Source organism: Pseudomonas sp. RV120224-01b, assembly GCF_003208145.1.
Lineage (GTDB): Bacteria > Pseudomonadota > Gammaproteobacteria > Pseudomonadales > Pseudomonadaceae > Aquipseudomonas > Aquipseudomonas monteilii.
In genome coordinates this window covers 98,152-112,449 of record NZ_QKMQ01000023.1, presented here as the reverse complement: position 1 = coordinate 112,449, position 14,298 = coordinate 98,152, and the positions used below count along the sequence as shown (strand labels likewise).

Sequence of the window (14,298 nt, the reverse complement as noted above, 5' to 3'; positions counted from 1 at the left end):
TCTTCAGCCGTACCCTCCACCCACACCGTCACGCTGATCATGGTGTGGGTAAACCGTGGGTCGAGCACGGCCAGGCTCATCAGCCCGTGCTGCATGATCGGCCGCACCTTGTTCCAGGCCTTGGTTGAATGGAGGTCGAAGTCATCGATATTGCGATGCATCCGGTCCCTGGCCTCGGCAATCGAGGCATTGGCCTTGTGCTGCAACTCGCGCAAGTGGGCACTTTGCAGGGCGTAGTACTCGCCCAGCTTCATCTTCACTTCCAGCTCTATCAGGTGCACGCCGTTATAGAGAAACTGCGTCGCGCTGTTCAGGTGCCGCACAGCGTTCTGAATGCCTGGCGGCATTCGGGGTGCCAGGCGTTGGCTGGCGGCGTTGAGGGCACCCTGGGTTTCGGCAATGGCCTGCTTGAGGGTGTTGCGCATGCGCAGACCGGCGTCATCGCTGCCGATGACCTTGCTCAGCATGCCGTAGAATTTGTCGCTGTCATTCCAGTTGATCACGTCGGTGGCGGAAAAGCTGGGCAGCAGCCCGGCCAACAACGCACGGTCGCGCATCAGCAACGCGCGGTAAGGTGGACTGTCAGGGTCCTGTAGCCATTTCAGCCAGAGCGTTTCGCTGGTGCCGACCGCAGGCGCCGCATCGGGTGTCACCGTTTCGGTGATACCGCCACCCAGACACAGCGCCATGGTCTTGGCATACGCCACGCCTGACTCACGATGATCGCCGTCGTAGTCGTACTGCTCGGCCACCTTGAACATGGGCGTGTCGAACAGCGCAACATAAGCACGCGCGTTCTTGTCGATGTAACCCTGAAACTCGATTTCCTGCTGGTCATACTCGGCCTGGAACGCTGCCCGTTTCGCTTCGTCGTAGCGTTCCTCAAGCCGCTCGTCACTCTCCAGCTGTGCCCGCTCCACCAACCGTTGGCGCTCCACCGTCGGGTCGGTGAACACCGGTGGTCCGTCGCCGGTCACGGGCTCCAGCGACGGCACCTTCTGCGCCGCCCACTCCCGGTGTGTGGCGCGAATGACTTGCAGGATTTGCGAGGTCTGCAGCTGGTAGGCCCGCATGGGGTCTTCGCGCCAGACCTGACGCTTCACCACCCAGCTCAGCCGCTGATGGTTGAACTCCTGAATCAAACCCACGGTATCGTCCAGCACCACCGCCAGCACGCCCTTGTTCAGCGTGTGCCGGTTCATCGCGTTGACCAGATACCCCTTCAGGGCAAACCTTCGCAGCCAGCGCGTGTGAAAGCCATGCGCACTGTCGAATGGCGAACACCCATGCTGCGCGTATTCGAGCACTTCCTTGTCGACCTGCAAGTTGTCGGGCGTCATGGCGATGCCCAGCAACTCGGGGTTGTTACGCGCCTGGGTCAGGTCTACCCCTTCGAAGCGATGGGCAGGCGCCTGGCCCTGCTTGTAGGCATTCAGCACACTCACCGGCCAAGGGTCGCTGGAGAAGGCCAGCCAGGCGCTGCCATAGCGGTCGGTGTCGATGTTCAGGAAGGACGAGGGAATGTCGTGGTTTTCATTCACGCATTTTTCGGGCAGCGATGCAGGCAGGCCCTCTGACGGTTCGTAGGGGTTGAAGCGGCGCAGATGGCCCTGCTCGCTCACTTCGTAGGCATGCCAGACCTGCTGGTCGAGCAGCACGTACAGGTAGCCCATGCGCAAGGTGCGCACGCCCAGCTTCGCCGAGACATGCAGGTTGCCGGCCACAGTGGTGAGGCCCTGCGGGCGGGTATCCGGCACCAGGGCGCGGCGCAGGGGCAGGATCGGCAGACCTTGCCGTTCGCAGGCCATGCACTGGTCAGAAGGGAGCCCGGCTTCGGCTGTCGCAATGGCGATACGTTGACTGAGGGTCATAAGCGCCTCCCGATTTTTCGAAGGGAATCGATCAGGCAGCACCAGTGCGCTTCGAAATAGCGAGCAAGCAACAGAGGGGTATCAGTTGGGCCGGGCATGAAGGGGTCCTTGTCTTCCAGCGGGCTGAAGACACGAACACTATCGGGGAATCAATTCTTCAAGGAGTCTGGGGCTTCCTAAACAGCTGTAGGATCTGTCTCTTCGAAAAATTACCAGACATTTCCTGGGCAACATCTTGATAAATGCTGGCCTCATGCAGTGGTCGTCAGCAAGTTACATCCCCTTTGAGAGCAACTGTATTGCACAAAACCTGAAAGCTGGCGCGATCGCTGTGGGAGGGTCGTACCCGCTTCCACAGCGATCGCGCCAGCTTCCCTTCAGCCGACCAGACCGCGTACGCAGAAGTACAGAATCGACGGCCCCATCAAGCACCCCAACCCGGTATGGAAGGTAGCCGTCAACGCCCCATACGGCACCAACCGCCGGTCCGTCGCCGCCAGCCCCGCCGTCACCCCCGACACGGTCCCCGCCAAACCACCAAACACCATTGCCGAACGCGGGTTGTCCAGCGCCAACAGGCGCGCCGACACCGGTGTGAACACCATCACCAGAATCGCCTTGATCAGCCCGGTAGCAATCGAAAGCGCCATCACATCCGAGCTCGCCCCCAGCGCCGCCCCGGTCACCGGCCCGACGATGTAGGTCACCGCGCCCGCGCCGATGGTGGTCATGCTCACGGCATCGCGGTAGCCGAAGGCATAGGCCACCGCCGCACCGACAATGAACGGCAGCACTGTGCCCAACAGCAGCGCGACTGCGCCAATCATGCCGGCTTTGCGCGCTTCGGTGGCCTGCACTTCGAAGGCCGTGGCAACGATGGCGAAGTCGCGCAGCATGGCTCCGCCCATCAGGCCGATACCGGAGAACAGCGCCATGTCGGCCAGGCCCTTCTGCCCCCCGGTGACGGTGCCGCCTACCCAGGCCAGCACCAGGCCGATGACGATGGCGATGGCCGAGCCGTGCACCCGGCCGAAGGTGAGGTACTTCGACAGCACGACCGACAACCACATGATGGCGCCCACCGCTGCAAAGGCAGTGATCAGGCCGTTGTGTTCCAGGGCATTTTCAATGATTGGCCACATGTTCAACGACCTCCTGCCGGGGCAACTTGCGTGCTGGTTTCGGGGGTGGGGTCAAGTGCAGGCAAAGGCTCGCCGCGATGGCTGCGGCTGATCAGGGCAATGGTCGCGCCGCACACCAGCACCGCACCTACCGCTGCCAGCAGTGCCGCAGGCCCGCCGTGCAGGGCGGTGACCACGTTCTGCTGGGCCGCCATGGCGACCACGACCGGGATGTACATGGCTCCCCAGAAGCCCACCCCGAATTCACATTCCTTGCTCATGCCGCCGTTGCGGTGCATGTACAGCCGTGCACAGATCAGCAGGATCATGGCAATGCCGACCCCGCCCACATTGGATTTGACGCCCAGCAGCACGCCCAGGAAATCGCCGACGATAACGCCGGCCAGCGTGCAGACCGCCAGCAGTGCCACACCATAGATGATCATTGTTGTTGTCCTCAGGTAGTGTCGAAGTTGCTTGTTGTTGTTCTTCGCCATCCGCAAACCCGCCATCATCGGTCGCCGGCCACCTCCTGGCGCAGCAGCGCATCCAGGGTGTCCCAACGGGTACCTTCCACCGCCACCACCCTGCCCTGCTCAAACACGGGCCGGGCAAGCCCGCTGAGTACGCTGCCAGGCGGTATTTCAAGGTGCAGGCGCACGCCGCGTTCATAGGCGTTGCGCAACGTAGCACGCCAGTCGACCACCCGCGCCATGTTGCAGGCCAGGTCGTCGCGCAGGCGCTGTGGGTCGGACACCGGCCGTGCGCTGCTGCCGCTGAGGTAGGTAATGCGTGGCCGCTGGAGCTCGACCGTCGCGAATGCACGGGCCAATTCCGCAGCCGGGCCGTCGAGCAACCGGCAATGCGACGGCACGCTGACCGCCAAGCGCCTTGCCACACCTTGGCCCAGGCGACGAGCCCTGGTCGCCACCTCAGCCATCGCCGTATCGCTACCGGCAATCACAATCTGGTTATCACTGTTGAGGTTGGCGACGTATACCTCACCGCCCACCTCAATCAGCAGGCGCTCGACACTGGCCAGGTCCAGGCCACTGAGCGCGGTCATGCCGTAACCTTGCGGATAGGCACCTTGCATCAGCTCGCCACGCAAGGCGACCAGGCGCACGGCATCGGCAAAGCCCAAGGCACCCGCCACGACCGCTGCCGGATAAGCACCAATCGACAAGCCCGCCACATAATCCGGTGCCGGGCTGCGTTGTATCAGCCAACGCGCCCAGGCCACGCCGCTCAGCAGCAGGCACAGCTGCACGGCGCGGGTATTGTGCAAGGCTTGCTGGCTATCCATGCCCAGCACCTGCTGGCCGAGGACATCGCTGGCCTCTTCCAGCAGTTGCCCACAACCTTCAGGCAGGCGTTGCAGCATGCCCACCTGCTGGGCACCCTGGCCGGGGAAGGCGAACAGGCTGCTCATGCGACATGCTCCATCAAGGCCCAAGGGTCGCTGACCAGGCGCGGGCCATGGGGCGACTTGAGCAGCACGCGGGGGGCAAAGCTGGCCCACTCGCGCAGGGCGACCGCACCCGCCGGGGTTTCCAGTTGCACATCGATACTGCACGGCGCGCAGTCGAGGATATCCAGCAGCTCCCGCGCCTGGGCGCGGGCCAGCGGTCGTGGCGTGCGCAACAGCAGGTCCAGGTCACTGTCGGCGTGTACCACTTCAATGCCGGTCGCAAGCTGGTACCCCACCCCACCCGTCGGCCCCCAGGCCAAGCCACGGGCCTGCAATACCGGTGTGACCGAAGCCAGTGCCTGCAATGCAGGCCATGGGCTTTGCTCATGCACGCGCAGCGCTTCAGGGCCTTGCTGACGCTGGATATCGGTCAGGCGCATCAAGGCACCCAACCGCTGCGCCCGGCCGTGACCGCGAAGCCCCACCGCCACCCAGCCCGCTTCACAGGTGGCACGGCGCACCACCACCGGCTGACCGCTTGCCAACACCTCCAGCGCCCACTGCGGCGCGTCCGTGGGCAAGCCCGACACGGGCATCCCCCACAGCAGGTCGTGCGGCCTTGGCGCGTTCATCTCAAGCGCCCTGCCACTGGCGGCGCAGCTGTTCGCGCACCTGGCGCGAGGCACTGCGGTTTTCCCCCGCCAGCCGCGACGACAGGTCAGTCGAGCTACCAATATCGCGTACCGCTTCGGCCAGGCAGGCACGCACCTGCACAATGTCGGCGCTGCTCGGCGCCTCGGCGTTGTCCACGGTCAGGCGACGCCACAGCAGGCCCAGCGAGGCGTAACTATCCAGGTCGTAGGCCATGGGCGGCACTTCGGCGGCCAGGGCCTCCAGTTGCTCGACGCTGCGCAGGGTAATCCGCGCCGCCGCCGCCTTGCCCATTGCATGCACCATCACGCCTTCATCGTCCAGGGCGATCAGGCGCTGGGCCTGATAGCCGTGGGCCAGGAAGGCACCCGACATGGCCTTGCCAACCAGCAAGCCGATCACCGGATGCCCGGCCAGCCGCGCCTGGGCATAGGCCTGCACGGCACCGGCCAAGGCCTGATGGATACCCAAGGCCTCCTCACGGCGGCCATAGGCCTGGCTGGGTACATCGATCACCGCGACAATGGCCCGCTTCTGCCCGTTGCGGTCAGCCGCCACCGCCTCGCTCACGGCCTTGGCCAGGCCCCAGCCTTCCAGCAGGCCGACCTCGCCCGAGCGTGCGCGGGGGAACGGGTTTTCAGCATCAGGCACCACGGCGATGAAGCGCGCCAGGCGGTTGTCCAGTTCGCCATCGATCACCCGCAACGATGCGGGGTAACCGGGCAACGCTTGCCCGCCGGCCAGGCCCGGCAGCCAGTTCAGGGCACGGTTCATTGGGCTTCTCCTTGATAAAGAGCGCGTACGGCAGCGGCATCCAGTTGCGGGCAGTCATCGCCCAGCCGGGCCAGCCTGTCCAGGAACCAGACATGCTGGCGGGCGCGATCTCTGGAAGGTGCGTCCAGCAATTGCAGCAAGCGTTCGCGCAGTGCATCGATGTCGTCGGCCACATAGCCGTCCACCAATCCGCTGGCATGGCGCTGCTCGCCACCGGTCAGGCTCCAGATGAAGGGGCGGTCCTTGGCGTCGTACTCGCCAATGCCGGCTTCCTGCTCGATCACTTGCGGGCCGTTGAGGCCCAGGCGGGCTTCGCGGGTGACCAGCAAATGGCTGCACAGGCCTGCCGCGATGGACATGCCGCCAAAGCAGCCGACCGAACCTGCGATCAAGCCGATCACAGGTTGCCAGGCCCGCAGTTCGACAATGGCGGCCTGAATCTCGGCAATGGCTGCCAGGCCCAGGTTGGCCTCTTGCAGGCGCACCCCGCCCGTTTCCAGCAGCAGCACGGCGCACGTGGGGATGCCGTTGCGGTTGTCTTCGATGGCCAGCTCCAATGCGCCGGCGATCTTGGCACCGCCCACCTCACCCATGCTGCCGCCCTGGAAGCCGCCTTCGATGGCGGCTACCACCGTTTGGCGCCCGTTCAGCCGGCCCTTGGCGATCACCACGCCATCATCGGCCTGGGGCACGATGCCCTGGCGCGGCAACCAGGGTGACATCAGCCGATCGAACGGCCCCAGCAATTCACGGAAGCTGCCCGGGTCGAGCACGGCACGCGCCCGTTGGCGGGCACCCAGTTCGACAAAGCTACGGCTTTGCAGCAAGCGTTCAGTGTCAGTCATGGGCAATCTCCTCGAAGCCTTGCTCAAGGCGCAGGCGCACCACGCCAGGGGTGGCGCCGAAGTCATGGATGTCGATGTTCACGGCCGGCCAGGCGCGGCCCTCGAACAGGCGCTGGAACAGTTGCGCCCAGCGGGCAGCGCTGCCGTTGACCGAGGTGACTACCTGGATGTTCAGGCTGCCGGCAGTGCCAGGCTCGATCAGTACTTCCAGGTCGCCGGAGCTGACGCAGCCCACCAGCGTGCGACCACGCCCCGGTTCGGCGGCGGGAAATTGAAAATTCAGGGTTTCCATGTCACAGGCTCCCGGCTTTGTCGAGGAACAGGCAGGCGGCCAGCAAGTCGGCGGCGCCGCCCGGTGAGGCGTTCAGGTGCAGCAGGTGCTGGTCCAGCTGGCGCAGTTGCCGGCGCCCGGCCAGGGTGGCGCTGCCGCCTTCGGCCAGTACGGCCAGCGCGCCTTGCTGCACGGTGGCCAGGCCGGCTGGGCCGCTGCGCCAGAGCACGCAGGTGTCGCTGAGCACGGCCATGATCGCCAGCAGCGCGTCAAGCCGGGCATGTTGCTCGCTGGCACCGGCGGCGCGGCTGCGTTGCAGTTGTGGCAGGCCGTGGCCGATGACGGCGGGGAAGCCTTGTTGCGCCTGCTCGCGGGCGCCGCCGGTGCCGTAGCGGCGGCGGACCTGCTGGCCGTGGCTGTCTTGCGGGACCAAGGCCGGGTCGTCCAGCAAAGCGATGCGCCCGGCGCGGGCGGCCAGGGTGCTGGCGTCGGCCTGGGTATCAAGGGCTGTGGCCGCTACCAGCAGGCCCAGTGCCCAGATGGCGCCGCGGTGGGTGTTTACTCCGCCAGTGGTGGCGAGCATGGCGGCCTCGCCTTCGCGGCCTAGCTGGCCGAGTGAGGCGCGCAGGGGTTGGCTGATTTCGCCGAAGGTTTGGGCAGCTTCGGCCATTTGCCGCAGGCAGGGCCACAGTGACAGCGCCGAGGCGTGCATCAGGGGCAGCGACATGTCGGGGTGGGTGCCGTTGCTGCGGCGGTCGACCAGGCCGGGTTTGGGGGACAGGTCGGCTTCGTCGATCAAGGCTTCTACGGCAAGGTCGGCCAGGTGGTCATGCAGCGGGATTTGGGTTGCCTGGGCTGGCCTCTTCGCGGGCATGCCCGCTCCCACAGGGATCGCACCAGTATCAAGTTCAGCAGTGACCCTGTGGGAGCGAGCGTGCTCGCGAAGCTGCACATGCGGTTGCAAGTCGTGTGCGTTCATCACCAACTCCTGAACCGTGCAGGCGGGTTGTAGAGGCCGCCGGACCACTCGACCAGGTCGGCGATGCTGCGCGCGGCCAGCAGTTCGCGGCTGGCGTCGGTGCGGCGGATGCCGAGGTCTTCGGGCAAGGCGATCAGGCCCTGCTGGCGCATGCGCAAGGTGTCTTTCGGGTCATGCCGCAGGCCGATGGCGGTGACCCCGGCCACGGCGGCAATCATCTGCTGGCGTTCTTCCAGGCTGCGGGCCTTGTACAGGTAGGCAATGCCCTCCTCGGTCAGCAAGTGGGTGACGTCGTCGCCATAGATCATTACCGGTGCCAACGGCATCCCGGCCTTCTTGGCCACTTCCACGGCATCGAGGGTTTCCACGAAGGTGGGCTTGCCGCCTTCCTGATAGGTCTCGACCATTTGCACCACCAGCTTGCGGCCGCGTTCGAGCATTGTGTCCGGCACCGTCATGTCGAGCCAGGCCGGGGTGGCGTGGCGTCGGCCGCGCGGGTCGTGGCCCATGTTCGGTGCACCGCCAAAACCGGCCAGGCGGCCGCGGGTGACGGTGGAGGAATGGCCATCGCCATCCACCTGCAACGTGGCGCCGATGAACAGGTCGACCGCGTACTGCCCCGCCAGCTGGCACATCATGCGGTTGGAGCGCATCGAGCCATCCCGCCCGGTGAAGAACACATCCGGGCGCTGGGCGATGTAGTCCTCCATGCCCAGCTCGGTGCCGAAGCAATGCACGCTTTGCACCCAGCCGGTCTCGATAGCCGGAATCAAGGTTGGGTGCGGGTTGAGCGTCCAGTTGCGGCAGATCTTGCCCTTCAGGCCCAGCGACTCGCCGTAGGTGGGCAGGATCAGTTCGATGGCGGCGGTGTTGAAGCCAATGCCATGGTTCAGCGACTGCACCTGGTGTTTTTCGTAGATGCCACGAATGGCCATCATCGCCATCAGCACATGCACCGGTTTGATATGGCGCGGGTCGCGGGTGAACAGCGGTTCTATGTAGAAGGGCTGGTCGGCGACCACCACGAAATCGACCCAGGAGGCCGGGATATCCACCCGTGGCAGGTCGTCCACCCGGTCCACCAGCTGGTTGACCTGGGCAATGACGATGCCGTCGCTGAAGGCGGCCGGCTCTACCAGTGCCGGCGTGTCTTCGGTGCTGGGGCCGGTGTACAGGTTACCGTCGCGGTCGGCCATGAAGCCGGCCACCAGGGTGACGTTGGGGATCAGGTCGACCAGCAGCCGCGAGTAAAGCTCGATGTAGGTGTGGATGGCGCCGACTTCGAGCAGGCCATCTTCCAGCAGTTGGCCGATGCGCAGGCTCTGCGGGCCGGCAAAGGAAAAGTCGAGCTTGCGGGCGATACCGCGTTCGAACAGGTCCAGGTGCTCGGCGCGGCTAACGCTGGGCATGATCATGTGCAGGTCGTGCAGGCGCCCGGGGTCGACCTTGGCCAGCGAGCGTGAGAGGAAGTCTGCCTGCTTCTGGTTGTTGCCTTCCAGCACCACCCGGTCGCCGGGGGCCAGCAACAGCTCCAGGGCTTCGACCATACGTTCGGTGGGCAGCACCACGCCGTCGGCGAGGTGGCGTACCCGATCAAGGCGGCGCTGCTTTTCGGCACGCCGCCGCGACCATTGCGGCGGTGGATTCTGCGTTATTGTCATGGTGACTCCACGGGTTCGCTGTCGTGGGGTCACCTTAGGGCTGTGTTGCCTGACGGATCAATCAAGCTACCGGTGGGTTCGTTACGCTCAGATTAATGATTTGCCGGGCTGGGCGACTGGCCAACAGCAAAAATGCACGATGCCCCTGCATAATTGTCGATTGTGCAAGGCAAATTCGCATGACAGGATCCTGCGATCCTCCAGCGAACTCCAGACTTCACTTGGAAAATCAATAACAAAGCAGGGAGAACGCAATGACTGCGCACGCTCAAGCCTCGGTAACCGAGCATGTACTGGCCGAGGTCCGCAACCAGATCGGCCACCTGACCCTGAACCGCCCCGCCGGCCTCAATGCCCTGACCCTGGATATGGTCCGTAGCCTGCGCCAGCATCTGGACCAGTGGGCCGAAGACCCGCACGTGCGCGCGGTGGTGCTGCGCGGCGAAGGCCCAAAGGGCTTCTGTGCCGGTGGTGACATCCGCTCGCTGCACGACAGCTTCAAAGCTGGCGACACGCTGCATGAAACCTTCTTCGTCGAAGAATACGCCCTCGACCTGCTCATCCACCGCTACCGCAAGCCGGTGCTGGTGCTGATGGACGGCTTTACCCTGGGTGGCGGCATGGGCCTGGCCCAGGGCTGCGACCTGCGCGTGGTTACAGAGCGCAGCCGCCTCGGCATGCCCGAAGTCGGCATCGGTTATTTCCCGGATGTGGGTGGCAGCTACTTCCTGTCGCGTATCCCTGGCGAGCTGGGCACCTACCTGGGCGTCAGCGGCGCACAAATCCAGGCGGCCGACGCGTTGTACTGCGGCCTGGCCGACTGGTACCTGGCCAGCGACCAACTCGCCGCCCTTGACCAAGGCCTGGACCAGTTGAGCTTTGGCGACAACCCGCTCAAAGACCTGCAGAACCTGCTGGCCAGGCTGGGCACGCAGGCGCTGGGCGATGCGCCACTGGAAAAACTGCGCCCGGCCATCGACCACTTCTTCGCCCTGCCGACCGTGCAGGCCATCGTCGAGCAGCTGCGTGCGGTGAGCATCGGCGACAGCCATGCCTGGGCCGTCGCCACTGCCGACCAGCTGGAAAGCCGCTCGCCGCTGGCCATGGCGGTTACGCTGGAGATGTTGCGCCGTGGCCGCCACCTGGGCCTGGACGACTGCTTCGCCATGGAACTGCACCTGGACCGCCAGTGGTTCCGGCACGGCGACATCATCGAAGGCGTGCGCGCGCTGATCATCGACAAAGACAAGCAGCCCCGCTGGAACCCGCCGACCCTGGCCGCGCTGCAGCAACAGCGGGTCGACCAATTCTTCGAAGGCCTGTGAGCCCGGGAGTACACAGATGCAAGACCTGGAACTGAGCGAAGAACAAATCATGATCCGCGACATGGCCCGGGACTTTGCCCGTGGCGAAATCGCCCCGCATGCCCAGGCCTGGGAAAAAGCCGGCTGGATCGATGATGGCGTGGTGCGCAAAATGGGCGAACTGGGCCTGCTGGGCATGGTGGTGCCAGAGGACTTCGGCGGCAGTTACACCGACTACGTGGCCTACGCCCTGGCCGTGGAAGAAATTGCCGCGGGCTGCGGCGCCACCGGGGCGATGATGAGCATTCACAACTCGGTAGGCTGCGGCCCGTTGCTGGCTTACGGTACTGCCGACCAGCAACAGCAATGGCTGCCGCGCCTGGCCAGTGGTGAAGTGATCGGCTGCTTCTGCCTGACCGAGCCGCAAGCAGGTTCCGAGGCACACAACCTGCGCACCCGCGCCGAGCGGGTCGACGGCGAGTGGGTCATCAATGGCGCCAAACAGTTCGTCAGCAATGCCCGCCGCGCCGGCCTGGCCATCGTCTTCGCGGTCACCGACCCGGAGCTGGGCAAGAAGGGTTTGTCGGCGTTCCTGGTGCCCACCGACAACCCGGGGTTCAAGGTTGACCGCAGCGAGCACAAGATGGGCATCCGTGCCTCGGATACCTGCGCAGTTACCTTCGACAACTGCCGCATTCCTGCCGCCAATATCCTCGGCGAGCGTGGCAAGGGCCTGGCCATCGCCCTGTCCAACCTGGAAGGTGGCCGTATCGGTATCGCCGCCCAGGCCTTGGGCATCGCCCGCGCCGCGTTCGAGGCGGCACTGGTGTACTCACGTGACCGCGTGCAGTTCGGCAAGCCGATCAACGAGCACCAGAGCATCGCCAACCTGCTGGCCGACATGCAGGTGCAGGTGAATGCCGCACGGTTGCTGATCCTGCATGCCGCCCGCCTGCGCAGCGCCGGCAAGCCGTGCCTGTCGGAGGCGTCACAGGCCAAGCTGTTCGCTTCGGAAATGGCCGAGCGGGTCTGCTCGATGGCGATCCAGGTGCATGGCGGGTATGGCTACCTGGAGGACTACCCGGTGGAGCGGTACTACCGGGATGCGCGGATTACGCAGATTTATGAAGGGTCGAGCGAGATCCAGCGCATGCTGATTGCGCGGGAGTTGAAGCACTATCCCCTGTAACTGGCTGGAACACTGGGGCCGCTGCGCGGCCCATCGCCGGCAAGCCAGCGCCCACAGGAATTGCACTTCCTTTAAGACCAGTGGAGACCTTGTGGGAGCTGGCTTGCCGGCGATAGGGCCAGTGCAGGCGGTACAAGAAATCGACTCAGACCAGCAAATCAGTGTTTCAACGCCAATACCGCGCATCATCCACCACCTTCGCATGCCCCTCGAACAGCGCCGGCAGTTGCTCCTTGAGGTAGTCGATCCAGGTCCGCACCTTGGCATCCAGGTAATGCCGTGACGGGTACATCGCGTACAGCGCACTTTCGCGCAGGCGGTACGGCGCCAGCAGCCGGCACAAGCGCCCTTGCTCGATGGCCTGGCTGGCGGTATAGAACGGCAGCAGGCCGATCCCCATGCCCAGCTCACTGGCTACCAGCATGGCATCGGCCACGTTGGTGGAAAAATTGTCACGCGGTGCGATCACGCACTGATCCACACCGTGGGGGAATACCCAGTCGCCTTCATACATGGGATAAGCCATGCGCAGGCAGCGATGCGCATGCAGGTCTTCTGGGCGTTCAGGCACGCCATGCCGCTCCAGATAGCTGGGTGCTGCGCAGGGGATACTGAAAATATCGCCAAGCGGCACAGCGATCAGCTGTGAGTCCGGCAGCGCACCGTCCACGGTAATCACCACATCGTGCCCTTCGGCCAACGGGTCGGGGTTGCGCTGGGACAGCGTCAGCTCGATCACCACTTCCGGGCACAACGCGTTGTAGCCCGCCACCAGCGGCATCAACAGCAGGCCCAGCCCGTGTGGGCAATGCAAACGCAGGTGGCCGCGAGGCGTGAGGTGCGCGCCACGCGCCTCACCCACCGCTTCTTCGGTCAACAGCATGATCTGCCGCGCCCGCTCCAGAAACCGCTCACCGGCCTCGCTCATGCGCAGGCGCCGGGTGGTGCGGTGCAGCAGGCGGGTCTGCAGCTGGTTTTCCAGCTCGGCGACAATGCGCGAAACCTGCGCCGCAGAGATGTCCAGGGCATTGGCGGCTGCAGCGAAGCTGCCGCATTCCACCACACGGGCGAAGGTACGCATGGCATGCAGCATGTCCATGACAGTGTGCTCCTTGTTCAGTCTTATTCTTGCGTTACAGGCAGGAATCTATCACGGCTTAGCCCATTTATTGTGGATCACCAATGAATACATCATTAGCCATACATTGAACACAAGGAGCCTGCCATGAAACGTTCGATCGCTGTAATTGCCGTTGCCGCTGCCCTCAGCACGTTCGGTGCCTTCGCCGATACCGCCAAAAACCAGCCTGTGAGCAGCAATTACGAGTACGGCATGCCGCTGGATGTGGCCAAAGTGATCTCCATTACCCCGGCCAGCAATGCCGCCGACTGCCAGGTTGGCACGGCGCACATGGTGTACGTCGACCATCAAGGCCAGAAACGCGAAGTGGACTACCGCGAAATGGGCAACTGCTCACAGCAGTAAGTCAGGCCAGCACCTGGGTGATCCAGCCCACCTGCCGATTGAAGTCGTCAATCTTTACCTGAGGCACCGCATCACGGGCACGTTCGAAGTTGGCCAGGGTTTGCTGCTTCTGTTTCAGCATGCGCCGCCATTTCACCCGAAACGCCTCGCTTTTTTCCTGCAACAGCACCGGGCCGAAGTACAGCTGTTCAGCGGTGTACGCAGCCTCGCCGGGCTCGGCAACGATGATTTCGTAGTCGAAGCGGTTTTCCCGCAGCAGTTCTTCGTTGACGATGCGGTAACCGTTACCCGCCAGCCACTCGCGCAGCTCGCGCTCAGCGCCATTGGGCTGCAACACCAGGCGCATGACGCCAGCAAGGCGCTGCTTGCCGGCCTGCAGAATGTCGCACATGGTGTCGCCCCCCATGCCGCAGATGCTGATCACCGAAATGCGGTCGTCTGCCTCCACTGCAGCCAGGCCATCGGCCAGGCGCACGGTGATACGGCCTTCCAGGCCATTCCTGCGGACATTACGCTGGGCCGAGGCGAATGGCGTCTGCGCCACCTCCCCCGCTACCCCGGCCTCGATCACACCCCGCAGCATCAAGGCCACCGGCAGGTAGCCGTGGTCCGAGCCAATGTCGGCCAGGCGCGCGCCCTGTGGTACATGGGCGGCCACGCGCTCCAGGCGCCTGGACAAAGTCTGTTCGTTCACCGTAAACCCCCGGTTTTGCAATGGGGCGCGATTCTGACGGT

General features: G+C 64.5%; 15 protein-coding genes. 3 read left to right on the top strand and 12 right to left on the bottom strand.

What is annotated here, in order from left to right; all coding sequences use genetic code 11:
• From N436_RS26555 to mdcA, 10 genes are all read right to left on the bottom strand, one after another.
• Nucleotides 1–1,871: T6SS effector BTH_I2691 family protein (locus tag N436_RS26555; RefSeq protein WP_305887907.1), on the bottom strand; the 1,871-nt coding region annotated here is incomplete at its 3' end.
• 377 nt (nucleotides 1,872–2,248) lie between these two features.
• The gene (madM, locus tag N436_RS26550; protein ID WP_110742368.1) at nucleotides 2,249–3,013 is read right to left on the bottom strand and encodes a malonate transporter subunit MadM; all 765 of its coding nucleotides are present in this window, start codon (nucleotides 3,011–3,013) and stop codon (nucleotides 2,249–2,251) included.
• A gap of 2 nt (nucleotides 3,014–3,015) precedes the next feature.
• Nucleotides 3,016–3,438 (bottom strand): malonate transporter subunit MadL, encoded by a 423-nt coding sequence (madL, locus tag N436_RS26545; protein ID WP_110742367.1) that lies wholly within the window; start codon nucleotides 3,436–3,438, stop codon nucleotides 3,016–3,018.
• A gap of 65 nt (nucleotides 3,439–3,503) precedes the next feature.
• Nucleotides 3,504–4,424 (bottom strand): malonate decarboxylase subunit epsilon, encoded by a 921-nt coding sequence (mdcH, locus tag N436_RS26540; protein WP_105947565.1) that lies wholly within the window; start codon nucleotides 4,422–4,424, stop codon nucleotides 3,504–3,506.
• A complete protein-coding gene (locus tag N436_RS26535) occupies nucleotides 4,421–5,035 on the bottom strand; it encodes a malonate decarboxylase holo-ACP synthase (protein WP_105947564.1) in 615 nt (204 codons plus the stop codon). Before N436_RS26535 ends, mdcH begins: the two co-directional genes overlap by 4 nt.
• Nucleotide 5,036: 1 nt before the next feature.
• Nucleotides 5,037–5,828, bottom strand: a complete 792-nt coding sequence (gene mdcE, locus N436_RS26530; protein ID WP_105947563.1) for a biotin-independent malonate decarboxylase subunit gamma — start codon at nucleotides 5,826–5,828, stop codon at nucleotides 5,037–5,039.
• Nucleotides 5,825–6,673 (bottom strand): biotin-independent malonate decarboxylase subunit beta, encoded by an 849-nt coding sequence (locus N436_RS26525; RefSeq protein WP_105947562.1) that lies wholly within the window; start codon nucleotides 6,671–6,673, stop codon nucleotides 5,825–5,827. Before N436_RS26525 ends, mdcE begins: the two co-directional genes overlap by 4 nt.
• Nucleotides 6,666–6,965, bottom strand: coding sequence for a malonate decarboxylase subunit delta (locus N436_RS26520; protein ID WP_105947561.1), 300 nt, complete (start codon nucleotides 6,963–6,965; stop codon nucleotides 6,666–6,668). The genes N436_RS26525 and N436_RS26520 overlap by 8 nt, the downstream gene beginning before the upstream one ends.
• Nucleotide 6,966: 1 nt before the next feature.
• A complete protein-coding gene (locus tag N436_RS26515) occupies nucleotides 6,967–7,923 on the bottom strand; it encodes a triphosphoribosyl-dephospho-CoA synthase (RefSeq protein ID WP_110742366.1) in 957 nt (318 codons plus the stop codon).
• A complete protein-coding gene (gene mdcA / locus N436_RS26510; RefSeq protein WP_110742365.1) occupies nucleotides 7,923–9,584 on the bottom strand; it encodes a malonate decarboxylase subunit alpha in 1,662 nt (553 codons plus the stop codon). Before mdcA ends, N436_RS26515 begins: the two co-directional genes overlap by 1 nt.
• 254 nt (nucleotides 9,585–9,838) lie before the next feature.
• On the opposite strand from mdcA, the gene N436_RS26505 reads away from it, so the two are divergent.
• Together N436_RS26505 and N436_RS26500 are read left to right on the top strand one after the other, a co-directional pair.
• Nucleotides 9,839–10,909 carry an enoyl-CoA hydratase/isomerase family protein gene (locus N436_RS26505; protein WP_105947558.1) on the top strand — a complete coding sequence of 357 codons (1,071 nt, stop codon included), beginning with the start codon at nucleotides 9,839–9,841 and terminating at the stop codon, nucleotides 10,907–10,909.
• Nucleotides 10,910–10,925: 16 nt separating this feature from the next.
• Nucleotides 10,926–12,077 (top strand): acyl-CoA dehydrogenase family protein, encoded by a 1,152-nt coding sequence (locus N436_RS26500; protein ID WP_060496945.1) that lies wholly within the window; start codon nucleotides 10,926–10,928, stop codon nucleotides 12,075–12,077.
• A gap of 166 nt (nucleotides 12,078–12,243) precedes the next feature.
• Here N436_RS26500 and N436_RS26490 read toward each other — a convergent pair whose 3' ends face one another.
• The gene (locus tag N436_RS26490) at nucleotides 12,244–13,176 is read right to left on the bottom strand and encodes a LysR family transcriptional regulator (RefSeq protein ID WP_110742363.1); all 933 of its coding nucleotides are present in this window, start codon (nucleotides 13,174–13,176) and stop codon (nucleotides 12,244–12,246) included.
• Between the two features lie 126 nt (nucleotides 13,177–13,302).
• Here N436_RS26490 and N436_RS26485 point away from each other — a divergent pair, with 126 nt between their 5' ends.
• On the top strand, nucleotides 13,303–13,563 hold the full coding sequence (locus N436_RS26485; RefSeq protein ID WP_105947556.1) for a DUF2790 domain-containing protein: 261 nt from the start codon (nucleotides 13,303–13,305) through the stop codon (nucleotides 13,561–13,563).
• A gap of 1 nt (nucleotide 13,564) precedes the next feature.
• Here the strand turns inward: N436_RS26485 and N436_RS26480 are convergent, their stop codons facing one another.
• Complete coding sequence (locus N436_RS26480; protein ID WP_105947670.1) at nucleotides 13,565–14,257, bottom strand: tRNA (adenine(22)-N(1))-methyltransferase TrmK; 693 nt, start codon at nucleotides 14,255–14,257, stop codon at nucleotides 13,565–13,567.
• Nucleotides 14,258–14,298 lie beyond the last annotated feature (41 nt).